The organism is Vibrio sp. 10N.261.52.C11, from assembly GCF_041471405.1.
GTDB lineage: Bacteria > Pseudomonadota > Gammaproteobacteria > Enterobacterales > Vibrionaceae > Vibrio > Vibrio crassostreae_C.
In genome coordinates, this window is sequence record NZ_JBFROI010000027.1 from 1 (window position 1) to 23,271 (window position 23,271).

A 23,271-nucleotide genomic window follows, 5' to 3' on the forward strand; every position below is an offset into this window, starting at 1 on the left:
GTGGACGGCCATTCTAGCGGATTAGATTCCAGTGTCAAACACTTTTTCCAGCTAATTTTTCAAAGCATCTTAAATGCTTATCACCGTCTTGTTACTCAGTTCAAACCGCTTGGTTATCCTTGGCAACGGAGGCGCATTATAGAGAGAATAATCCTTTGTACAAGGCTAAAAACGAAAAAAAGCCGCCACCGGCGTCCGTTCGAACACTATTCACACAAAGCGTTTAAAATAGGTACGATTAAGCCTTAATTTCGGCCAATCGTACCTACCGTTCTTACTTCAACTATTGGTGAGCAATAATGCGGTCGTTGTTTACTAATAGCTGCACTTTCTTATCTGGATTAATTTTTCCTGCCAGTATCGCTTTCGCTAACGGGTTCTCGACACTTTGTTGAATCGCTCTTTTCAAAGGTCGTGCACCATATACTGGATCAAAACCAACTTGAGAAATTAACTTGAGTGCTTTATCCGAAACTTCAAGCTCATAACCATTGTCTTCCATTCTCTTCTTAAGGTGCTCAAGCTGAATAGCGGCTATCGACTGAATGTGCTCTTGACCCAATGGATGGAACACCACGCTTTCATCAACTCGGTTCAAAAACTCAGGACGGAAATGTTTACCTACCACTTCCATCACTTCATTCTTTATTCCTTGGTAGTCGAGCGTATTGAAGTTCTCTTGAATTCTCGAAGAGCCAAGGTTGGATGTCATGATCACTACCGTGTTTCTAAAATCGACTGTACGACCTTGTCCATCAGTTAAGCGTCCATCATCAAGCACCTGCAATAAGATATTGAAAACATCAGGATGCGCTTTCTCTACTTCATCTAGCAAAATCACTGAATAAGGCTTGCGACGCACTGCTTCTGTTAAGTAACCACCTTCTTCATATCCAACGTAACCCGGAGGAGCACCAACCAAACGAGCAACAGAGTGTTTCTCCATAAACTCAGACATGTCGATACGCACCATTGCATCGTCACTATCAAACATGAAGTTCGCGAGTGTTTTACACAACTCCGTTTTACCAACGCCAGTTGGACCAAGGAATAAGAAAGATCCAATCGGCTTGTTTGGATCAGATAAACCTGCACGGCTACGACGAATCGCATTCGATACCACTTCGACTGCTTCCGCTTGGCCAATAACTCGCTTATGTAGAACACCTTCCATGTTAAGAAGCTTCTCTTTCTCGGCTTCTAGCATTTTAGAAACAGGTATGCCTGTTTGCTTCGATAGCACGTCTGCAATTTCTGCATCAGTGACCTTATTACGCAGCAGCGTCATTTCTTGCATTTCAGCTTGAGTCGCAAGATCTAACTGCTTCTCTAATTCTGGGATTCGACCGTATTGCAATTCAGACATTCGGTTAAGATCACCAGCACGTCTCGCAAAATCCATATCCATACGAGCTTGTTCTAGCTCTGACTTGATGTGTTGCGTGCCAGAAAGCGCGGCTTTCTCTGCATTCCACACTTCTTCAAGCTCTGCGAAATCTCGTTCTTTGTCAGAAAGCTCTTCTTGTAATGTTCGAAGGCGTTTTTCACTGGCTTCATCATTTTCATTGGTAAGAGCTTGCTGCTCGATCTTCAATTGAATGATTTTACGCTCGAGCTTATCTAGCGACTCAGGTTTTGAGTCGATCTGCATACGGATACTCGAAGCCGCTTCATCAATCAGATCAATCGCTTTATCCGGCAGTTGACGATCAGAAACGTATCGATGAGATAGTGTTGCTGCAGCCACGATTGCTGGGTCGGTAATTTCTACATGATGATGAAGTTCATAGCGCTCTTTCAAACCACGAAGAATCGCCACCGTGTCTTCAACCGTTGGTTCATCGACAAGCACTTTTTGGAAGCGGCGCTCTAACGCTGGATCTTTCTCTATGTATTGACGGTATTCATCAAGAGTCGTTGCGCCAACACAGTGGAGTTCACCACGAGCCAACGCTGGTTTTAGCATGTTACCGGCATCCATAGAGCCTTCACCTTTACCAGCGCCGACCATAGTATGAATTTCATCGATGAAGAGAATGATATTGCCCTCTTCTTTAGACAATTCATTGAGGACTGACTTCAAACGCTCTTCAAACTCACCACGATATTTAGCGCCAGCTACCAAAGCACCCATGTCTAATGAAAGTACGCGTCGGCCTCTTAAACCTTCTGGCACTTCATTGTTAATAATGCGCTGAGCCAAACCTTCAACGATAGCTGTCTTACCAACACCAGGTTCACCGATAATGACTGGGTTGTTCTTAGTACGACGCTGAAGTACTTGGATAGTACGGCGGATTTCGTCATCTCGGCCAATTACCGGATCCAGCTTGCCTTGCTCCGCTCTTTCAGTCAGATCGATGGTGAACTTCTCTAACGCTTGGCGTCGGTCTTCGGCATTTGGGTCATCAACTTTTTGACCGCCACGAACCTGCTCGATAGCTTGAGATAATTTTTGCTCAGTAAGACCTAGCTCTTTAAGCAGGTTACCTAAAGGGCCTTTATCTTCAATTGCGGCAAGTAGGAAGACTTCCGAAGAAATGTATGTGTCTTGACGCTTTTGTGCGACCTTGTCACATAGGTTGAACAAAGTACCCATTGCATTCGACAGTTGAACATCACCACCGATACCACTTACTTTCGGTACACGGTCTAATATTTCGCTTAGCTTTGAACGCAATTGAACCACATCAATATTCAGCATGGTGAGCAATGGACGAATTGCACTACCATCTTGATTAAGCAAAGACACCATTAGGTGCACAGGCTCTATATATTGGTGATCACGACCTAATGCGAGCGACTGAGCATCAGATATCGCAATTTGGAATTTACTAGTGAATCGATCGAGACGCATGCCAACCTTCCTACTCTTAGATATGTTTATCTTATGGTTAGAAGATGGATACGGTAACGCGGATTTTCAAGGGATAAGAATGAAGAATAGAGCTGTTATAAAAATATAAATGAGCTGGATGACTGGTTGCACTAGTTAAAGGTTACTCTAACCAAATAAAAGTAGCTTGGCGTCCAGTAATACCATCACGACGATAAGAATAGAACGCATCGGCATCAGCGAAGGTACATAGATTAGAGTCTGTCACAGAAGTTACACCAACTTTGTTCAGTCGTTGCGTTGCAAGCTGAGACATATTCGCTAGCCATTTGCCTGGTTCAGCTTTGGCTTCAAATGCGAGCTTAGCTTGAGAGTCAAAACTAACGAAAGCTTCCAACACATCATCGCCTACTTCAAAAGCTTGTTTGCCTATTGCAGGACCAAGCCAAGCAATGATCTTATTCTCTGAACCTAAGTTTGAAAACTTTGCGACGGCATTTTCAAGAATGCCACCAGCAAGACCACGCCAACCAGCATGAACTGCAGCAACTTGAGTGCCTTTGGTATCAGTAAGGATTACAGGTAAGCAATCGGCTGTCATCGCAGAACAAACAACATCTTTAGCTGTGGTAAATGCACCGTCAGCATCAAGAATATCTGCCGTAGGGTGTAAAACCGTAACGACATCTGTTGAGTGAGTTTGATGTAGCCATACCGGAGCGGCAGGCATATTAGCGTGTTGCTTGAGCCAGGCTCTGTTGTTTTCAACAAGCGAAGCATCATCCCCAACATGCGTACCTAGGTTTAATCCTTGATACGCACCAGTAGAAAAACCATCAAAACGTGTCGAAGCAAATGCTTTCACGTTTTTTGGTGCATTCCAGTTAGGGATGATCATCGACATGATTAAATGTCGTCTTCCAAGTTTTCGCGCGCATCAACACGTAACGCTTCAGCCATCACGACCATGTCATTTGGCACAGGAGCGTGGAACTCAACTTCTTCACCTGTAATTGGGTGAACAAATTTAAGCATAACGGCGTGCAGTGCTTGGCGATCAAAAGAACGAATCATTGTTGTTAGTTCTTCAGATGCACCTTTTGGAATACGAGCACGACCACCGTATGCAACGTCACCTAGCAGCGGATGCTGAAGGTATGACATGTGAACACGAATTTGGTGAGTACGACCCGTTTCTAGGCGTAGACGAATACGAGTATGCTCGCGGAAGTGCTCAGCAACACGGTAGTGAGTTACCGCTGGCTTTCCTAATTCATTTACATCCATCAAGGTACGCTTAGTTGCATGACGGCTAATGCCTTTCTCTACCACACCACCAGCGGTCATTTTGCCAATTGCAATTGCTTCATATTCACGAGTAATACGACGCTTAGCAAGAGCACGCACAAGACGAGTTTGAGCTGGAACCGTTTTAGCCACAACCATAAGACCTGTTGTGTCTTTATCAAGACGGTGCACAATACCTGCACGAGGCACTTCTGCAATCTGTGGGTAATGGAAAAGCAATGCGTTTAGTATGGTTCCATCCGGTGTGCCGGCGCCTGGGTGTACAACCAGATCGCGAGGCTTATTGATAACCAATAAGTCATCATCTTCGTAGACAATGTTTAGAGGAATATCTTGTGCTTCCCAGCGCTCTTCATCTGCAAGTTCAGCTTGCAAGATGATCTCTTCACCGCCCAAAACCTTAACGCGCGGCTTTGTAATAACTTCGCCATCCACTTGGATTTTGCCGTCAAGAAGCCACTCTTTAATGCGAGAGCGAGAAAAATCGGTAAATAGTTCAGCGACAGCTTGGTCTAAACGTTGACCTAACTGGCTGCTTTTTACTGTGTCTGTTAATGTGATCTGCTGAGCCATATCGAACTTTTTTAAAAACCGTGAGACTAATACCCATTAGTATGGATAAAATAGAATAATTGCATCATTGTATCTGTTACTGGTTAGAAAGTAACGGAAGCTTACGAAATATTTAATTCAAGGAATCGACGCCTGACATGAAACACCTTACTTTATCGGGTCTATTAGCCGTATCACTCTTGGTTGGTTGTTCAAGTAGTGAAGAGATAGTGCCAGATGTACCACCATCGGTTCTCTACTCTGACGCTCAAGAATCACTGCAGAGCGGTAGCTGGCTTTCAGCAATAGAAAAGCTAGAAGCCCTAGACTCACGTTACCCATTCGGCGCCTATTCTGAGCAAGTACAGCTCGATCTGATTTACGCTTACTACAAAAATGATGACTTGGCACTTGGCCTCGCTACCATTTCACGTTTCCTACGTTTGAACCCAACGCATGAGAAACAAGACTGGGTTCTTTACATGCGCGGCTTAACGCACATGGCGCAAGACCGAAACTTCATGCACGATATTTTTAATATCGACCGTAGTGACCGAGATCCTGAACCAGTGAAACTTGCGTTTGCTGACTTCAAGCGACTACTCGAACGTTTCCCTAGTAGCCCTTATGCTGAAGATGCACAAAAACGCATGTTCGCACTTAAGAACCGCCTAGCAGAGTATGACTTAGCAACCGCTGATTTCTACCTACGCCGCGAAGCTTGGATTGCTGCGATCAACAGAACGCAAGAGCTGCAAAAAACTTACCCAGACACCATTGCTGCGCGTAAGTCTTTAGATATCCAGCTAAAAGCTTATCAACAACTCGGCCTAGATGACGCTGTGTTAAGAACAGAAAAGTTGATTGAGTTAAACCCACTACCTTAATCAAACCTCTTACATCTCAATCCTAAAAGCGCGCTAATTTACTAGCGCGCTTTTTTTCATCTACATATCGCAAACTTGATGGATCGCATAATACACGGTATCTTCAAAAGATAACTTTTAACAAAACATCAACATGGAGTGTGGATGTGAGTAGGTTGTTATTATTTATCTGGATATCGCTATTTAGCCACTTATCCTACGCATTAGAACTGTCTCCATTAAGCAATAAGCCTTACATGGGTGACTTGGATGTGCTCAAAACCAAAGGAACGGTTAGAGTGCTAGTGTCTGCCGATCTTGGTTTCTATTACATCGAGGATGGCAAGCCAAAAGGCATCGTGGCAGAAATGCTCTACCACTTTGAGAAAAGCCTTCGTAAGAAACATCCCTATCTCAATGTTCAAATCATCCCCGTGCAACGAGATGATCTACTTCCCTCTTTAGAGTCTGGCTATGGTGATGTCGCTGTCGCTAACCTAACGATCACCGATAAACGATTACGAACCATCGATTTTTCGGATCCGATGATTAAAGATGGTAAAGAACTCATTATCACAGGGAAAAAGGCCGAACCTATCATCGAAATCAAGCAATTGAGTGGCAAAGAGGTGTGGATACGAGCAAGCTCGAGTTACTTCGAGAGTGTACAAAGAGTTAATAAGGAGCTTAACGAGCTAGGTTTACCACCACTGCATGTCCACTTTATCGAGGAGTCATTACAAGACTACGAGCTGATAGAACTGGTTAACCAAGGTTATATACAAGGCACAATTCTGGATAACCATAAAGCCAAGCTCTGGATCGATGTAATGGAAAACATTCAAGTCCATAACGACTTACCTTTACGAGAAAATGGTCGTATTGCTTGGGCTTTAAGAAAAGACAGCCCTCAACTGAAGAAAGAGATAAACAAATACGTCAAGACCGCACGAACAGGCACCCTGCTTGGGAATGTCATCTACCAGAAATACATCGACAATACTCGCTGGTTAGGCCGAGCACTCAACCCCAATAAAGTAGACCGAGTAGCTAAACTCTCAGATGTCTTTGAAAAGTATTCGAGCAAGTATGAATTTGATCCTTTAATGATGTCAGCTCAAGGTTTCCAAGAATCAGGACTGGATCAGAGCCGGATTTCTCATCGCGGGGCTATTGGTGTGATGCAGGTATTACCGAGTACCGCCAAAGATAAAAACGTCAACATCAAGAACATCCATAAGGTGGATAACAACATCCATGCGGGTGTGAAGTATATGCGCTTTATCAAAGACCGATATTTTGACGACCCGGCAATATCACCCGACAATCAAATCTACTTTACCTTGGCTTCTTACAACGCTGGTCCTGCTAAGATCAGAAAGATGAGGAGCATTGCCAAGCAGAAAGGTTACAACCCAAACATCTGGTTTAAAAACGTAGAAATCATCACTCGCAAATACGTGAGTAAAGAACCCGTAACCTATGTTGCCAACATCAATCGTTACTTCGTAATCTATAAACAATTACAAGCTATCAATGCTATCCGAGAGGACGGCACAGCGAGATTACTGAACACTAACGACTAGGATCGCCTCCATCCCAGAGCTGGGGAGCCAAAGGTATTAGGTAAAGCTAAAAAACACAAAAGCCGCATAAGAATACTTATGCGGCTTTTGTTTATCTAATTCTGAAGAAGCTTATGTAGCGACCTATATTACAAGACCTATATCACAAAACACTATTGAGTAAATTTCAATCAAGCACTTTCCATAGGCTGTAGGACGCCCCTAAAAACTGATTTAATTTTTAGCGAAGCCTTGCCTCCAAGTTATCGTTTTTCATAAGGATAACAAGCATTTTTCGCCAAAAAGATACTAAGACTTGCGTAAGATCACATTTGATTTTAATGCTTATCCCACCCAACCAAAACAAGATCTAGATCACATTCTTTATTCCTAAAAGTCGTAATCTGAAGTTAACCCATGAGGGATACAACAGAGGAAAACTTCTATGAAAATGAACATCACTGGTAAAAACATCGACATTACCTCTGCAATCCGTGATCACATAGAAAGCAAATTTAAAAAGCTAGATAAATGGCAAGTAGACATCATTGGCTGCCAAGCGAGCTTTAGCGAAGAACCAAACAAGAAGAAGAAATTTGAAGCGGTACTAACCGTACCAAAAGGCCAACTTGTTGCTTCATCAATCCATGACGACCTCTACGTAGCGATCAACGAAGTAGAACAAAAACTAGAGCGTCAACTCAACAAGCTACGCCATAAACCAGAAGCGCGCCGCGCTGAAAAGCCTGAAATCGAAGAGCTAGAAGCTGAAGTAGAATAAGGAAAGAGAACAGATTAAAAAATAGCGCCTCAGGGCGCTATTTTTTTGCTTGACGCTCGTAGCTCGCTTGCTTATTGTGTTTAAACATTCATAAAACAATCACTTTTTATGCACACTCAATCTTTGTTTATTTTTGACTTCTTTTTTCTTCCGTAAATCGGAGGCTAAGTCGTTTTAGAAAAACAAGTCAAAAACGAACAAGAAGCCTCCCACACTAGGGAGGCTTTTTTATAAGGACACATTTATGACTGACCGCTCAATTTCACTGGATGATATCCGCCTTCGTCTTAATGATTTAGACGACGAACTCCTGAAGTTACTTTCAGAGCGTCGCAAGCTAAGTATCGAAGTCGCTAAAAGCAAAGTAGAGACATCAAAACCAGTTCGTGATGCAGTACGAGAACAACAACTATTAGTTAAGCTGATCAACAACGGCAAAGATAAATACGAACTTGATGCGCAGTACATTACCAAGCTGTTTCACACCATCATCGAAGATTCCGTTTTACTACAACAGTCATACTTACAAAACCTAGCGAACCCGCAAAGCCGTAAACCATTGGCTCGCGTTGCATTCTTAGGTTCTAAGGGATCGTATTCTCACCTTGCGAGCCGCGAATACTTCAGCCGCAAGAATATGGAATTGATTGAGCTGAACTGTAATCACTTCAAAGAAGTCGCATCAACAGTAGAGTCTGGCCATGCCGACTACGGTGTCCTGCCGATTGAGAACACCAGTTCAGGGTCAATTAACGAGGTCTACGACCTGTTACAGCATACGACTCTATACATTGTTGGCGAACTTTCTCAACCGATTGAGCACTGCCTTGTTGCTAAAAGTGATATCCGTTTAGAAGACATCAAAACACTCTACTCGCACCCACAACCTCATCAACAATGCAGTGAGTTCTTGAGCCGCCTTAAGGGTGTCAACCTTGAGTCTTGCGCAAGCACCGCTGATGCAATGAAAAAAGTTAAAGAATTGGGTGGTAATGACGTAGCTGCTATTGGTAATGCATCGAGCGGTAAGCTTTATGGACTACAGCCAATCCAGAGCAATATTGCAAACCAAACAGAGAACCACACTCGTTTCATCGTTGTGGCGCGTAAGCCTGTTGAAGTATCGACTCAAATACCAGCGAAAACAACGCTCATCATGTCGACATCTCAAGAGGCGGGTTCTTTGGTAGAAACACTACTGATCCTGCAACGCTTAGGCATCAACATGACTAAGCTAGAATCTCGTCCTATCATGGGTAACCCTTGGGAAGAGATGTTCTATGTCGATTTAGAGGCGCATCTGGATTCAGATAATATGCAACAAGCGATAACGGAACTAACAGCCATTACTCGCCACCTTAAGGTGTTGGGTTGCTACCCAAGTGAGAACATCAAAGCGACTCAAGTTAAGTTGTCATAGCTGAAAGTGAGTATCAGCTTTTAGCTAACATAAGTATTTGGCCTACAGCAGGCCAAATACTTAAATCACCCTCTAGTCGAGTACTATTCTCGCTAAGAAAACTCACCCTAGCATGCCTGAAACACAATTCACTTGTTTCGCACATTCGGCACGCTTACTCTCTCCACTACTTGAGCCTTTCTAACAAAAACTCATTAGTGGCTTTTTTTATCAATAAAGACAAAACCTTACCCCCTTCACAGGAAATCATCGAACTACGTATAATTAATAGCGAGTAAGCATTAAGTAACATAAACTTATGCGCTTAATTTATAAATAGTGTTGTCATTAACTATGAAGCTAAGTACTAAAATCTTACTACTAATAGCCCCTGTGATACTGATCAGTACCGCGGCTTCTAGCTATATTATTTATTCGACGCAAAAAAGCAGTTTCATCAAACGCGAAGACAACGCACTTCAACTGAACATGGAAAAACTAGCCGGATACTTTCGCCAATCTCGTTCGTTCCTCAATAGCTACTCTTACACCTTGACCCAGAGTGATATGGTGAAGCGTTATTTTCTCACTGATCAAAATCTATCTCGCGATCTTGAACTGGTCAGTAATCTTCGAGAAGCCATTCATTTCCTGCAAGATGACGATGAAAGCTATACAGGTTTAGCGCTTCTTAATGGTGATCGAAAACTGCGTTATTACGCGGATAATAGCAATGACTCACGCACTCAGATTGACAGTAAGATATTGGAGTATGTTGACCTGCACTATCAAGACACCTTAGCAACATCGAGTACCAACTATATTCAAAACTCCCAAGGCGAAGGGATGTTGGTTCACTATGACAAGGTAGATAGAAAAGCGATTTTCCCAACCGTTAACAATCAACCCGACGATGTGTTCTTTGTTGTTGTCTCTGTCTCTCTCGACAAATTTAATGCGCTGAGAAAACAGATAGAGTTCGACTACCAAACCAGCTTGTTCTTCACATCCATAGCGGTTTCTTTGGAAAATGATGTCACCCACTCAGTCAAGCTTGCACCAGAACTGTACGCCACGGTCGACCCGGCGCAATTCCTGTTGGAAAACAAGCTCGATTCGATTTGGAACAAGCTGAGTTTGTCGTTTGCACTGTCTGCGTTTGTGACTGTCGCTCTGCTACTCATGCTTCTGTCTCGCACTGTGATTACTCCAATAACACGGCTCGATCGACAGCTACAGCAAGTCGAAAAAAAACAACGTAAGAACATTGAACGCTTAGGCACTCGTGATGAACTTGGCCGCTTATCACAGCGTTTTTATGACATGTACCAAGAGCTAGACAACACCTACCAGCAAACCAAGCTCTTGGCCGAAAATGATCAGTTAACCCAAATAGCCAATAGGCATCAGTTTCAAACCTTCGTTCAGCAATCGTTGCCAAAACCGAGTTCGAATACCGAAACCTGGGTTCTCTATTTTGACTTGGACAACTTCAAGTTTGTGAACGACAAATACGGGCATCAAATCGGCGACTCGATTCTGGTTTCTTTTGCTCAGCGTATTTCAGATATTTGTCGTCATTATAAAGAGGAATTCGACGCTCATTGTATGCCAGCCCGACTTTCTGGAGACGAGTTCGTTGTCTACATTAACGCTCCTAGTCACCGAGGAAATGTCGCGCATCGATTCTCGAACGATTTGCTCACTCCACTGCAAAAAGGCTTTGTCACCGAATCAGGCAGCTTTCCGATCACGGTCAGTATTGGTATTGCGACCTACCCTAATGATGGCAACTCAATCGAGAAGCTTCTGTCCAACGCGGATACCGCGATGTACCAAGCCAAGCGTGCCGGTAAAAACCAATTTGCTGACTATTCACGGGATTTAGACAAAGCCATTCAGCGCCAAGCAGATATTGAACGTGCGCTTAGAGGTAAGAATTTTGATGATGAATTCAGGCTCGTTTACATGCCCTACATGGATTCCACCGGGACTGATGTTATTGGCGTTGAGGTGTTATTGCGTTGGAATTCAAAGCAACTTGGTTTGGTTCCACCAGATGAGTTCATTCCAATAGCCGAACAAACCGGGCTGTTTGAACATGTTGACCGCTGGGTAATACAGAATGCGTTTGCTTCATTCCATCGACTTCAGGCTCAATTTGATCACTCGATTCAATTGTCGATCAACTTATCTTCTGCTGGCATTGAAACCACTCACCTTGCGGGTTTCATTAAAGAACACGCGGAGTTAAATCGAATTCCACCAAGCCTAATCGATTTTGAAATCACTGAAACCTTTTACTCAAACTCAGAAGGCTTCCCATTGCTGAATGAGCTGTCATGCATGGGGTATCGACTGGCGATTGATGACTTTGGTTCCGGTTACACCTCTATCACTCAACTGGTGCAGTATCCAACTCAGAAAATTAAATTGGATAAAGCGTTTTTGGATACCTTAATTGAAACCGATAACCAGAACATCGTAAAACCAGTTATCGGGTTGTGTCATGCTCAGGGGAAAAAGGTCACCGCCGAAGGGATTGAAACTCAAGACATGCACCAGTGGTTACAGGATGCACAGTGCGATATGCTGCAAGGCTATTACTTTGGTAAACCCATGCCACTAGAAGAGTTGAGTGACTGGTACCGACAACATCAACTCAATCTAATCGACAACAAAAAGAATCCGACACATGAAATCTGTAATCATCGCATCGCTGAACCCAGCTAAAATAAACGCCGTTAAAAGTGCGTTCTTATCTGCTTTTCCTGATACTGAATTTGATTTCAAAGGCATCAGCGTCCCTAGTGGTGTCGCCGATCAACCGATGAGCAATGATGAAACCTATCAAGGTGCCGTGAATCGAGTTCACAACGCAACTCAAGCTCAGCCTGATGCAGACTTCTATGTTGGTCTAGAAGCGGGAATAGAAACAAACGTCACCTTTGCCTGGATGGTGATCGAAACGAATGGCCAACGTGGCGAGTCTCGTTCAGCAAGTCTGATGCTGCCACCAGCCGTGCTTGAGAAACTAGAGCATGCAAACGAGTTAGGGGATGTGATGGATGAAGTGTTTGGTACCGACAATATCAAACAGAAAGGTGGTGCCATTGGCCTACTGACACATAACCAATTGTCACGCAGTTCGGTCTATCATCAAGCTTTAATTTTGGCTCTGATCCCATTTGTGAATCCTGAACACTTTCCTATTTAGTATTTGAGGCTTCCTTAAACTTCAAAAGATTCCAAGAACAATCTTCAGAAACAAAAAACGCTAACATCCAGTTAGCGTTTTTTATCGAATTCGTATTCATACTATCGCGTGATAGCTTAATTCCATTATTACTTTAGCAATAGGTCGGCGATCACGACTTTCTCTTGCTCAGATTTGGCCTTTAGCTCATTTGAGCCTCTGGTTATCGTCGCTACGCCTACGCCCAGCATTTGACTCACCTGTCGTTGAGACATATCGCCTTTCATCAGCTCACAGAAGATATTAATTCGAGCAACCAGAGCATCTCGCTCGTCTGGTGTCATCATCATAGTCAACAACAGCTCGTGCTGATCTTTTTCGACAGCCGTCTTTACCAAGTCCATCAGTTGTTGCCAATTATCATATTCAGGTTGTGATGCCATATCTCTACACTTACTTTTAAATTCTGACTTTAAAGAGTCGCTTAACGATTGAAAGCGTTTAACACTTTATACCGAAACACTTGATGCGATCCAATGTAAAAAGGCAGTAAGTGGAAATGGTTAGCACTCACTGCCTTTATTCTTACTCAGTTTCGGGCCAAATGCCGAAGGCTTAGTATTTCGTTTTTGCCTCATGGGGCGCTAAAAACGTCCCTTTCTCACCCAAGATATCTCGATAGTAGGTCTCAAACATCAAGATATTCTGAACGTAGCCACGTGTCTCTTTGAATGGGATCATTTCGATAAATGCAAAGGCATCGAGCTTTTCATCGCTGCGTGAACGCCACTGTTTCACACGGCTAGGTCCAGCATTATAAGCCGCAAACGCAAAGATACGGTTGTCATCATATTGAGCGAGTAAACCATCTAAGTAGTGACTGCCAATCTCAATGTTTTTGCCGACATCATAAAGATCATCGCTGCCCTGATACTTAATCTTATGTTTGTTCGCTGTGTATTGCGCCGTCTTGGGCATAATTTGCATAATGCCACGCGCGCCAACTGGAGAGCGAGCTTCTGAATCCATCGCACTCTCTTGTCTTGCTAAAGACATCAAAGTGATTGGATCGAGATCGTGCTTTTCAGCGTAGAAGTTAAACCACCACTTATGAGCTACAGGGAAGCGCAGCGCAATGTTATCCCACATCTTCGCAGAGATACTCGCTGTTACGGTAAAGTGATTCCAACGCTGTGTCGCAGCGTAAGCGGCAAGCATCTCTTTTTGCTCTTTATCTGCATTGGTCAGTAACCAGCGCCATTCACTTTTCGCTGCCGCAATTTTGTCTCGGTCAATCAGTTCACCAATACGCACCAAAGAGGTGTCGAATGGCTTCACTGTTTCAGCATTGTATTTAAGTGTCGATGTTGGATATTGAACTGGCTTACCTAACTGCTTAGCCGCAGCCACACTGTAGAAATTACGCTGACCCAAGATATCTGACAGTCGCTTATTGCCTTTGTCAGTATCGCCCGTCGCGATTTCAGCTCTGCCCTGCCAATATTGCCAACGAAGCGAAGCCTGATGTTTATCATCCAAGCGCGCTATCCACTCTTTCAAACCCGTCCAATCGGCATGTTGAATTGCTAAGCGAGCACGTCGTTCCAGCAGAACTTGCTTTGATGAACTCGCGAGCATTTTGTCGCGCCACACCATTAACTCTTCAGAGTCAGTGTTGATCAGACGAAACGTTAGGTAATCAGCGAGCTCTTGAGATTTCTCTTTCGAAAACTTCTGAGCCTTGATAACATCATCAAACACCTTTTGAGCACTGCTTGATGATTTCCTTGCTAGCTTCTCGAAAGCAAACTCGGTTTGAGCTTGGTAGAGTTCATTCGCTGGATGTTTTTTAGCAAACGCGAGTACATTTTCAGGCTTGTTGTACAACGCCTTCATCTGCTTCGCTTGAGCAATTGACTCATCATGATCCAATTGCTTAATCAGATAGCTCATTAACTTACCGTTACGGCCCTCGAACGCTAGCAGCATTCTATCCAGAATCAGCTCATCAGTTCTTAGCCCAGCTTGATCCCAGCTTTTAAATAAAGGGTCACAAGCGTCATCAACACCACTACCACTCAACCAAAGTTGTTTAGCTCCTTTAAAGGCAAGCTCTTGGTTACCTTGCTCGTAATGCGCTCGATAATAAATACATTGGTATTTTTCACTGACAGGCTCTTTGGTTTGAAACTCAAGGATCGTCTTCCACTGTTTTTGAGAAGCCAATGAGTCCAAATAAGGTGCGCGCATTCGATTGGATAAAGGCAATGCCTTGTTCTCTTCAATGAAAGCATCGACCTCAGCAGGTGTGCGATCACCTAAGCCAATCAGAAAGGCCCGATAATCGGTGTAAGGTGTTAAAGGGTATGTTTGAATTTTGTTACGCAGCGCGGAGTAAGCTTTTAGATCACGGCTGTCTAAAACCTCTTGCGCTTTGTCATAAACGTCACGCTGCATTTCAAGCTCGGATGCATTGCTAGCCATAGCGACCGGAGCCAGTGAAACCGAAGACAAAATTGCCGATGCAGCCACAGCAATTTTCGTATTACCAATGCGGAAAAACATTCGCTCTTTCCTTAGTGCGTGTATGAATACGTGAAGTCTATTTACGCCCGACATCACATCAAATGTAAAGGATTTGAGTGTAAATATTATTAATATTTAACACTTCGCCTCAGAAGCCCATTAAATATAGTTTTAATGACCAATGTGACAATAATAGGTAAGGATTTGTTCAAGAGTGGCTTTTCTGCCCTAGGAGTAACATCTTTGAGGATATTGGTATAAAATAGCAGACAATTTTGAACAATAATTAGGATCGATCGGCAATGGCTGAATACGTATATACCATGTCTCGGGTGAGCAAAACTGTTCCACCTAAGCGTCAAATTCTTAAAGACATTTCTCTTAGCTTTTTTCCTGGCGCTAAAATCGGTGTTTTGGGTCTAAATGGTTCAGGTAAATCTACCCTACTACGTATCATGGCTGGTATTGATACTGATATTGATGGTGAAGCACGTGCACAACAAGGCCTTAAAGTAGGTTATCTACCACAAGAGCCTGTGCTAGACGAATCAAAAACTGTTCGTGAAATCGTAGAAGAAGCGGTTTCTGACGTTGCTGACGCACTTAAGCGTATTGATGCGGTTTACGCAGCTTACGCAGAACCAGATGCAGACTTCGATGCACTGGCAAAAGAGCAAGGCGAACTAGAAGCTCTGATTCAAGCAAAAGACGGTCACAACTTAGAGACTGCTCTAGAGCGTGCTGCTGATGCACTTCGTCTTCCTGAGTGGGATGCGAAAATTGAATTCCTATCAGGTGGTGAGCGTCGTCGTGTTGCTATCTGTCGTCTACTTCTTGAAAAGCCAGACATGCTGCTTCTTGATGAACCAACCAACCACTTGGATGCAGAATCAGTAGCATGGCTTGAGCACTTCCTTGTTGATTACAGTGGTACTGTTGTGGCGATTACCCACGACCGTTACTTCCTAGACAACGCAGCTGGCTGGATTCTAGAACTTGACCGTGGTGAAGGTATCCCATGGGAAGGTAACTACACGTCTTGGCTAGAGCAAAAAGACGAGCGTCTTAAGCAAGAAAAAGCGGGCGAAAGCGCACGTCAAAAGACAATCGAGAAAGAACTTGAATGGGTTCGTCAAAACCCTAAAGGCCGTCAAGCTAAGTCTAAAGCTCGTATGGCTCGTTTTGAAGAATTGACAACTGGCCAATACCAGAAGCGTAACGAAACCAACGAACTGTTCATCCCGCCAGGTGAGCGTCTAGGTGATAAAGTTCTTGAAGTGAACAACCTGACTAAATCGTTTGGTGATCGCGTTCTTATCGACGACCTATCGTTCAGCATGCCTAAGGGCGCAATCGTCGGTATCGTTGGTGCCAACGGTGCAGGTAAATCAACACTATTCAAGATGCTAAGCGGTGCAGAACAGCCAGATTCAGGTACAGTTGAACTAGGCGAAACCGTTAAGCTTGCTTCTGTTGATCAGTTCCGTGACAGCATGGACGACACTAAGACAGTATTCCAAGAGATCTCTGAAGGCGCTGATATCATTAAGATCAACAACTTCGAAATCCCTGCGCGTGCTTACTGTTCTCGTTTCAACTTTAAAGGCAACGACCAACAGAAGATCATCGGTGAGCTTTCTGGTGGTGAACGTAACCGTGTTCACTTAGCGAAACTGCTAAAAGCGGGCGGTAACGTACTGCTACTCGATGAGCCTACCAACGACCTTGACGTTGAAACGCTACGTGCTCTTGAAGAAGCACTGCTTGAATTCCCGGGCTGTGCAATGGTTATCTCGCATGACCGTTGGTTCCTTGACCGTATTGCGACCCATATCTTAGACTACCGTGATGAAGGTCAAGTTAACTTCTACGAAGGTAACTATACTGAGTACACTGAGTGGCTTAAGCAGACTCTAGGCGCACAAGCGGCAGAGCCGCACCGTATCAAGTACAAGCGTATAGCTAAGTAAATAAGCTTGTATTTTGAACAAAGGCCGCGATAATAGCGGCCTTTGATATATCTGGCTTACGTGTAATGCATCGATATAGAGAGATTACTTATGGTTGAAAGACGTCAATTTTCACGAGTTATTTATCAAGTCCCTACTGAGGTCTCACAAGGACAAGTAAATATATCAGGCTCAGTGCAAGACTTATCACTCCATGGTTTACTCATTCAATGCAATGAATCAAAACAACTTAGCCATGATGTCCCTGTTCAAGTGAGCTTTAAGCTCGAAAACAGTGATATCAATATTCAGTTAGAAGCAACGATAGTCTCTACCATCAATACCTCAATGCGTTTACGCATAGAGCATTTAGATATTGATAGTATCAGCCACCTTAAGCGACTTGTGGAGCTTAATGTTGGCGACGATGAACTGCTTTATAGAGAGATTGAACACCTTACCGACTTAGGTAGTAAGTGACATCTCCATTACCCTTTTTCTATTAGAAGCATTTAGTTAATACAGAACCATGTCTAAAAAACTATCCATTACTATTCCCTCCAGTCAGGGGGAACAGACGTTTTACTTCGGCCGTAAAGCCGTGCTCATTTGCACTACTGCCATTTTTTCAGTACCGCTATTGATTGGCGGAGCGGCGTACATGCACTTCGAGAGTAAACAAGAACTCGCACTGCAAGCGGGTGATGCCCAACAGTTGATTGAAACACTGATTGTTGAAAAAGAACAAACAGAATTTCTTTATGCTGAGCAAGTAGAAACCAACCATTCGCTATCGCAAACACTGACCGAGAAAGAAGGCACGATTCAGCTACTTGGTAAGCGTGTATTCGATGTGGAATCAGTACTGGGTCTTGCTGATGAAGATCTGCTTACCGATGATATTTCTTTAGAAGATCGCATTGATGCGGCTGCAGTCGATTCAGCAGTAAGAGCCACAATGTTCCGCTTGATTCCAAACGACAGTCCGATGGCTTATCAACGTATATCTTCTTCTTATGGTAGCCGCACTAACCCTATTTCAGGGAAACGCCATGTACATACTGGTATCGATCTAACGTGTAAGCGTGGTGAAGATATTGTCGCGCCCGCAGATGGAGTCATTGAAACGGTACGCCCAAGTAAAAAAGGCTTCGGCAACTTTATTACTATGCGTCACTCGTTTGGTTTCATGAGTTCTTATGCGCACCTACAGAAGTTCAAGGTACGTAGCGGTCAGTTTGTGAGTAAAGGCGATGTGATTGCGAGCTGTGGTAACTCAGGTAACTCAACCGGCCCACACTTGCATTATGAAGTACGCTTCCTTGGTCGTTCATTGAACCCTCAATACTTGATGGATTGGACACCGGAAAACTTCAACTACGTGTTCGAGAAAGAGAAAAAGGTTAAGTGGGGCCCACTAGTTCAGCTGATTGATAATGTGGTTCGCTTGCAGATCAACCTGACTAACGTGCCTTACATTAGCTCGACCATCGACACCGTATCGAGTGAAGATAGCAAAAAACCTATCACGACTAACTAGTTGTTAATAGCTAAGACCTGTTGATTTGGCCTATGATGGTCTAATTGCTTTTAGTCTACTGTAGGCAAAATGCTTTCATAGCGTTCAGCACAAACAAAAAGAGCGACCAGATGGTCGCTCTTTTTTATGATTTCAAATCAGTATTAACCACGATGAATCGAGTCATGTGCTTGTTTTAGAAGACTTTGGCTCTCTTGCAAGAATTGTTGTGAGTAGTCACCAAACCAATCACTCACTTGGTTGAAGCTCTCAACAAACTTAGCCTTATCTTTGCCATCTAGGATTTCTAACGCTTCTCCGAAACAGCTATGGAAGCGTCGAATCATCTCTATATTCTCATCCGAAGACAGAATGATATCACCGTACAAGTTCGGGTCTTGAGCAAATAGACGACCAACCATCGCAATCTCAAGTCGGTAGATTGGTGAGCTTAGCTTCAGAAGCTGATCAATATTCGGGTTCTCTTTACTCAGGTGTAAGCCGTAAGCAAAAGAGGTGAAGTGACGAAGTGCTTGAATCAAGGTCATGCCGTGATCGTGTTCAGCTGCATCCATCTGGCAAAGGCTCGCGCCCCAAATACCAAATTGATTCAGTAGCCATTGGTAGCTCTCAGAACCACGACCATCACTGTAAACAATCACCTGCTTAGCAAGGCTTGGAACATCAGGACCAAACATTGGGTGCAATCCAACCACTGGGCCTTGGTGCATGTTCATCATTGCTTGCAGCGGTTTAGATTTAATTGACGTCAAATCACATAGAATACAATCACTTGGTAGATTACCTAGCTTCGCAATCACACCTTCAGTTAAGTGAATTGGAACAGTCACAACCACAAGTCCTGCATTATCCAAGATTTCATCGGCTGTATCCCAATCTTGGCTGCCAAGGACTTTCACTTCGTAGCCAGACAGTTTGAACATACGACCAAACAAGCCACCAAGTTGACCATTACCACCAACGATCACCACTGAACGTAACTCTGGGTTAAGACACTTAAAGCCAGAATCTTTCTCACTGGCATAAGACTCACGCATAGTACGACGCAAAATATCTTCGATTAACTGTGGTGGAACCCCTATTTTCTCGGCTTCTTGACGACGAGATGCCAGCATCGCAGCTTCACGTTCTGGTACATAAATAGGTAAACCATGTTCACTTTTTACTTCGCCTACTTTCTCTACTAGAGCAAGGCGTTGAGCCAGTAAATCCAACATTTGTTTATCGACAGCATCGATTTGGTCGCGTAATTCGTTCAGTTCAACGGCCATTTTATTCCTTACTAATCTATAAGCCCGTGCCAATCTATCATCCCACAATCACGTAGGTTCGCTAGCAACAGATCTTAAAATGCCCCATTAGATGAGGCACTTAAATTTAAACTCTGACTAACCTTTCAAGCGGTTCTCTAAGAACGGGACTAATTCCGTATGTGCATGTTTCAATAGTGCCTCAGTTGAATCCCAATTGATACACGCGTCGGTAATAGAAACGCCGTATTTCATCTCATTGAGAGGTATATCCGAAGATTGATTTCCTTCGTTAATATGGCTTTCAATCATCAGGCCGATAATCGACTTGTTGCCTTCACGAATTTGGTGAATCACATCTTCTGCAACTAAAGGTTGGCGACGGAAATCTTTACGAGAGTTCGCGTGGCTACAGTCGACCATTAGCGCGGCCTCTAAGCCAGATTTACCCAGCTCTTGCTCACATTCGTGTACCGATACTGAATCGTAGTTCGTCTGCTTACCGCCACGTAAAATCACGTGACCATTTGGGTTACCTTGCGTTGTTAGTAGTGCAACTTGACCTTCGCGGCTGATACCCATGAAACGGTGGCTAGAAGAAGCCGCCTGCATTGCATTGATTGCAGTGCCTAGGTTGCCATCGGTACCGTTTTTAAAACCGATTGGCATTGAAAGACCACTTGCCATCTCACGGTGAGTTTGAGATTCAGTCGTACGTGCGCCAATTGCCGCCCAGCTGAAGGTATCTGCTAGGTATTGCGGGCTGATTGGATCTAATGCTTCAGTCGCCAATGGAATTTCCATCTCAGCGAGTTCAACAAGTAGCTCACGACCCACATGCAGACCATGCTCAATATCGAAAGTGCCGTCTAGATGCGGGTCATTGATCAAACCTTTCCAACCTACAGTGGTACGAGGTTTCTCAAAGTAAACACGCATAACAATATACAGTTGATCGCTAAGTTGCTCAGATAAGGCTTTAAGGCGTTTCGCGTACTCTTTCGCAGCTTCAATGTCATGGATAGAACATGGGCCACATACAACAAGCATGCGATGATCTTTCTTATGAATGATGTTTGCGATAGTTTGACGAGACTCTTGAATGAAACGACGAGCATTATCACTCAAAGGCAGTTTTGCTTTTAACTCCTCAGGAGTAATCAGTACCTGTTCGTCGATGATATTGACATTGCTTAATTCACTTTTCTGCATAACTCAACCTGTATATTTATTTTTACACCCAACATTTCCGTTTGGGTTAACAATCTTTAAAAACACAATAACAGCTAAAAAATCGATTGCAAGTGTAAACAATAAAAAACATTGGGTGTAAATTTTATTTTACATATTAAATTTAACTCACTCTAAGAGATAAATAGGTTTAAACCACGGATCACACATACAAAAAAGGCGATATTTATCATATCGCCTTATCTAAAATTATAATGTGTTTATTTATCACTCACTGCCTAGCATTCGCTTAATCGTCTCTGAGGTCTTTTTCCACCTAGCATCCGAGTGAAGTGTCGACAAATCAAAGCTGTGTTTTTTAAGCAATGAGTTGGCTAAAGGCACCTCTTGAATCGCTAAGTGATCCAGAGCTTCAATTTGTGCATCTCGTTTATTACACATCAACACCATGTCACAACCTGCATTCAAGGCCGCTTTCGCTCTGTCGGCTGGTCCGCCCATAATGGCAGCGCCTTCCATCGTTAAATCGTCAGAGAATACCAAGCCTTTAAACCCAAGCTGCTGCTTCAATACTTTCTGTAGCCAATACTGTGAACCACTCGCAGGTTGATCATCATAGTGAGAGAAAACCACGTGAGCTGGCATCATGGCATCCAATATTCCAGCTTCAATTTGCGCCTTGAAGATTGCCATGTCTGTTTCAAAGATGTCGTCTCTAGGGTCATATGGCGTCTCTAAGTGTGAGTCAGCAATCACGCCACCGTGTCCAGGGAAGTGCTTGCCTGTCGTCGCCATGCCAACCGACTTCATGCCTTTGATGAAAGCGCTGCTATGACGAACAATAGTATCAATATCTTCGCCAAACGCTCGGCTACCAATCGCTTTACAGTCATGGCCTTTGTCTAATACTGGCGCAAAGCTCAGATCGATATCGTGGGCAATCAATTCTGCCGCCATCAGCCAGCCAGCCTGTTCTGCTAAATGTTCACCGTTATTCTTAGTCGCGAATTCTTGAGCAGCTGGGATAATTGAAAAGCCATCGCGGAAGCGCTGAACTCGACCACCTTCTTGGTCAACACCAATCAAAATAGGACGTTTCGCTACCTTACGAATTTCTTTGTTTAACGCCGATAACTGTTTGCTATCGTGGTAGTTTCGAGCAAATAAGATGAGACCACCAACAGTTGGGTGCTCTAAAATTTCTCTGTCTTCAGCTGTCAGCTCGTAGCCTGCAACATCAACCCACAACGGTCCCATAAAATTTCCTTCTATTGCTTAAATTCCGCTACTGCAGATTTACTTTGTTCAATTAATTGGTCGGCCTGCTCTTCCTGCTGAGTTAACGCAATGAACAACAAGTCAGTAATAAAAAGTTGGCTATCACGCGCGGTGATAGATGAGCTTCGAATATGATTTTCGTCTGCCGCCGAGATGAGTTTGATATCAGCGTATTTATCTAAAGCAGAAGGGGATAGCTGGCTTACTACAATCACCTTGGCCTTTTTCGATCTAGCTAACTGGGCAACCTTCACCACTTCTCTGGTGTTTCCTGAATAGGAAATTGCAACCAACACATCATTTTCAGAAAGAGACGCAGCATTAGCAATCTGAATGTGAGCATCCTGCTCTGCATTAACAGCATGACCTATTTTCATCAGCTTATAAGCGAAATCTTTCGCAACCAGAGACGATGCTCCCACCCCAGAAATCTGTACTTTATTAGCAAGATGCAGCAAATCAGCAGCATTGCTTAACTGTTCGCCTTCATTTAATAACACGGTACGCTCAAGCGATTGTGTTTTACTTGCAAGAAGTTTGTCCATCACCGTATCTGGCGGATCTTTTCTGGTGATGGTCCCATGGATCCCGCGCTGGGATACAGGCTGATAAGTCATATCACTCTGATAGAGCTTCATCTTCATCTCAGAAAACCCTTTGTAGCCGAGTTTCTGACTAAACTTTACGATCGTCGATTGGCTTACACCTACCGCTTTAGCCAACTCAGGAGAGGAGAGTTGCTTAACTTGTTGTGGGTGATCCAAGACGTAACGAGCCACCAGCGAATCCGATGGAGAGAGTTTTGGTAATAATGCTTTAACTTTCGCAATGCCTTTCATTAAGCGTCCTTCCCCTTCCCTCTGACCGTACCTCGTTATCATAACGAGTTTTGTATTTTCATTGGAATAATTATTCCTTCATATTCTGCTGTTTGGAATAGCTGCCACAACCTTCTGGGATCATTATCAAAGAAAACCATTGGTCACTATTCCACCAAGGAATAGATTTTGAAACTCATTATTCAAACTGACATT

Annotated in this window: 19 protein-coding genes and 1 other annotated feature; of the genes, 10 read left to right on the forward strand and 9 right to left on the reverse strand. The window is 43.6% G+C overall.

The genetic code is table 11. The annotated features are described in order from the left end of the window. Window positions 1-249, forward strand: a 249-nt coding sequence (locus AB4323_RS11270) for a hypothetical protein (protein ID WP_372152492.1), incomplete at its 5' end; no start/stop codon positions are given. Between the two features lie 34 nt (window positions 250-283). Here the strand turns inward: AB4323_RS11270 and clpB are convergent. The 3 genes from clpB to rluD form a co-directional block, all read right to left on the reverse strand. Next, on the reverse strand, window positions 284-2,857 hold the full coding sequence (gene clpB / locus AB4323_RS11275) for an ATP-dependent chaperone ClpB (RefSeq protein WP_017062851.1): 2,574 nt from the start codon (window positions 2,855-2,857) through the stop codon (window positions 284-286). 142 nt (window positions 2,858-2,999) lie between these two features. Continuing rightward, a complete protein-coding gene (gene pgeF / locus AB4323_RS11280; protein WP_065584732.1) occupies window positions 3,000-3,740 on the reverse strand; it encodes a peptidoglycan editing factor PgeF in 741 nt (246 codons plus the stop codon). 2 nt (window positions 3,741-3,742) lie between these two features. Beyond that, on the reverse strand, window positions 3,743-4,717 hold the full coding sequence (gene rluD / locus AB4323_RS11285) for a 23S rRNA pseudouridine(1911/1915/1917) synthase RluD (protein ID WP_017059364.1): 975 nt from the start codon (window positions 4,715-4,717) through the stop codon (window positions 3,743-3,745). A gap of 137 nt (window positions 4,718-4,854) precedes the next feature. Between rluD and AB4323_RS11290 the strand changes: the two genes are divergently transcribed. From AB4323_RS11290 to yjjX, 6 genes are all read left to right on the forward strand, one after another. Continuing rightward, window positions 4,855-5,583 carry an outer membrane protein assembly factor BamD gene (locus AB4323_RS11290; RefSeq protein WP_017059363.1) on the forward strand — a complete coding sequence of 243 codons (729 nt, stop codon included), beginning with the start codon at window positions 4,855-4,857 and terminating at the stop codon, window positions 5,581-5,583. Window positions 5,584-5,723: 140 nt separating this feature from the next. Continuing rightward, the gene (locus AB4323_RS11295; protein ID WP_372152495.1) at window positions 5,724-7,148 is read left to right on the forward strand and encodes a transporter substrate-binding domain-containing protein; all 1,425 of its coding nucleotides are present in this window, start codon (window positions 5,724-5,726) and stop codon (window positions 7,146-7,148) included. 424 nt (window positions 7,149-7,572) lie between these two features. Beyond that, a complete protein-coding gene (hpf, locus tag AB4323_RS11300; RefSeq protein ID WP_004735034.1) occupies window positions 7,573-7,908 on the forward strand; it encodes a ribosome hibernation-promoting factor, HPF/YfiA family in 336 nt (111 codons plus the stop codon). 110 nt (window positions 7,909-8,018) lie between these two features. Continuing rightward, window positions 8,019-8,140 (forward strand) — a sequence feature (Phe leader region). Between the two features lie 12 nt (window positions 8,141-8,152). Continuing rightward, window positions 8,153-9,328 carry a prephenate dehydratase gene (gene pheA / locus AB4323_RS11305; protein ID WP_017059361.1) on the forward strand — a complete coding sequence of 392 codons (1,176 nt, stop codon included), beginning with the start codon at window positions 8,153-8,155 and terminating at the stop codon, window positions 9,326-9,328. Window positions 9,329-9,661: 333 nt separating this feature from the next. Further along, complete coding sequence (locus AB4323_RS11310; RefSeq protein ID WP_372152497.1) at window positions 9,662-12,040, forward strand: putative bifunctional diguanylate cyclase/phosphodiesterase; 2,379 nt, start codon at window positions 9,662-9,664, stop codon at window positions 12,038-12,040. Further along, on the forward strand, window positions 12,003-12,524 hold the full coding sequence (yjjX, locus tag AB4323_RS11315) for an inosine/xanthosine triphosphatase (RefSeq protein ID WP_017059359.1): 522 nt from the start codon (window positions 12,003-12,005) through the stop codon (window positions 12,522-12,524). The genes AB4323_RS11310 and yjjX overlap by 38 nt, the downstream gene beginning before the upstream one ends. 128 nt (window positions 12,525-12,652) lie before the next feature. Here the strand turns inward: yjjX and trpR are convergent, their stop codons facing one another. Continuing rightward, complete coding sequence (gene trpR / locus AB4323_RS11320; RefSeq protein WP_017059358.1) at window positions 12,653-12,946, reverse strand: trp operon repressor; 294 nt, start codon at window positions 12,944-12,946, stop codon at window positions 12,653-12,655. 172 nt (window positions 12,947-13,118) lie between these two features. Further along, window positions 13,119-15,068: a murein transglycosylase gene (gene sltY / locus AB4323_RS11325; protein ID WP_102332787.1), complete on the reverse strand. Its 1,950-nt coding sequence runs from the start codon at window positions 15,066-15,068 to the stop codon at window positions 13,119-13,121. Window positions 15,069-15,331: 263 nt separating this feature from the next. On the opposite strand from sltY, the gene ettA reads away from it, so the two are divergent. From ettA to AB4323_RS11340, 3 genes are all read left to right on the forward strand, one after another. Continuing rightward, a complete protein-coding gene (ettA, locus tag AB4323_RS11330) occupies window positions 15,332-16,999 on the forward strand; it encodes an energy-dependent translational throttle protein EttA (protein WP_017056147.1) in 1,668 nt (555 codons plus the stop codon). A gap of 90 nt (window positions 17,000-17,089) precedes the next feature. After that, window positions 17,090-17,458: a PilZ domain-containing protein gene (locus AB4323_RS11335; RefSeq protein ID WP_102332786.1), complete on the forward strand. Its 369-nt coding sequence runs from the start codon at window positions 17,090-17,092 to the stop codon at window positions 17,456-17,458. Between the two features lie 49 nt (window positions 17,459-17,507). Then, window positions 17,508-18,518 carry a M23 family metallopeptidase gene (locus AB4323_RS11340; protein WP_029235086.1) on the forward strand — a complete coding sequence of 337 codons (1,011 nt, stop codon included), beginning with the start codon at window positions 17,508-17,510 and terminating at the stop codon, window positions 18,516-18,518. A gap of 143 nt (window positions 18,519-18,661) precedes the next feature. On the opposite strand, the gene tyrA is transcribed toward AB4323_RS11340, so the two are convergent. From tyrA to AB4323_RS11360, 4 genes are all read right to left on the reverse strand, one after another. Next, window positions 18,662-19,789 (reverse strand): bifunctional chorismate mutase/prephenate dehydrogenase, encoded by a 1,128-nt coding sequence (gene tyrA, locus AB4323_RS11345; RefSeq protein WP_017062859.1) that lies wholly within the window; start codon window positions 19,787-19,789, stop codon window positions 18,662-18,664. Between the two features lie 117 nt (window positions 19,790-19,906). Next, window positions 19,907-20,980 (reverse strand): 3-deoxy-7-phosphoheptulonate synthase, encoded by a 1,074-nt coding sequence (locus AB4323_RS11350; RefSeq protein ID WP_017059354.1) that lies wholly within the window; start codon window positions 20,978-20,980, stop codon window positions 19,907-19,909. Between the two features lie 246 nt (window positions 20,981-21,226). After that, window positions 21,227-22,216, reverse strand: coding sequence for a beta-N-acetylhexosaminidase (nagZ, locus tag AB4323_RS11355; protein WP_102332785.1), 990 nt, complete (start codon window positions 22,214-22,216; stop codon window positions 21,227-21,229). Between the two features lie 11 nt (window positions 22,217-22,227). Further along, window positions 22,228-23,076 (reverse strand): MurR/RpiR family transcriptional regulator, encoded by an 849-nt coding sequence (locus AB4323_RS11360; protein ID WP_229647447.1) that lies wholly within the window; start codon window positions 23,074-23,076, stop codon window positions 22,228-22,230. Between the last annotated feature and the right edge of the window lie 195 nt (window positions 23,077-23,271).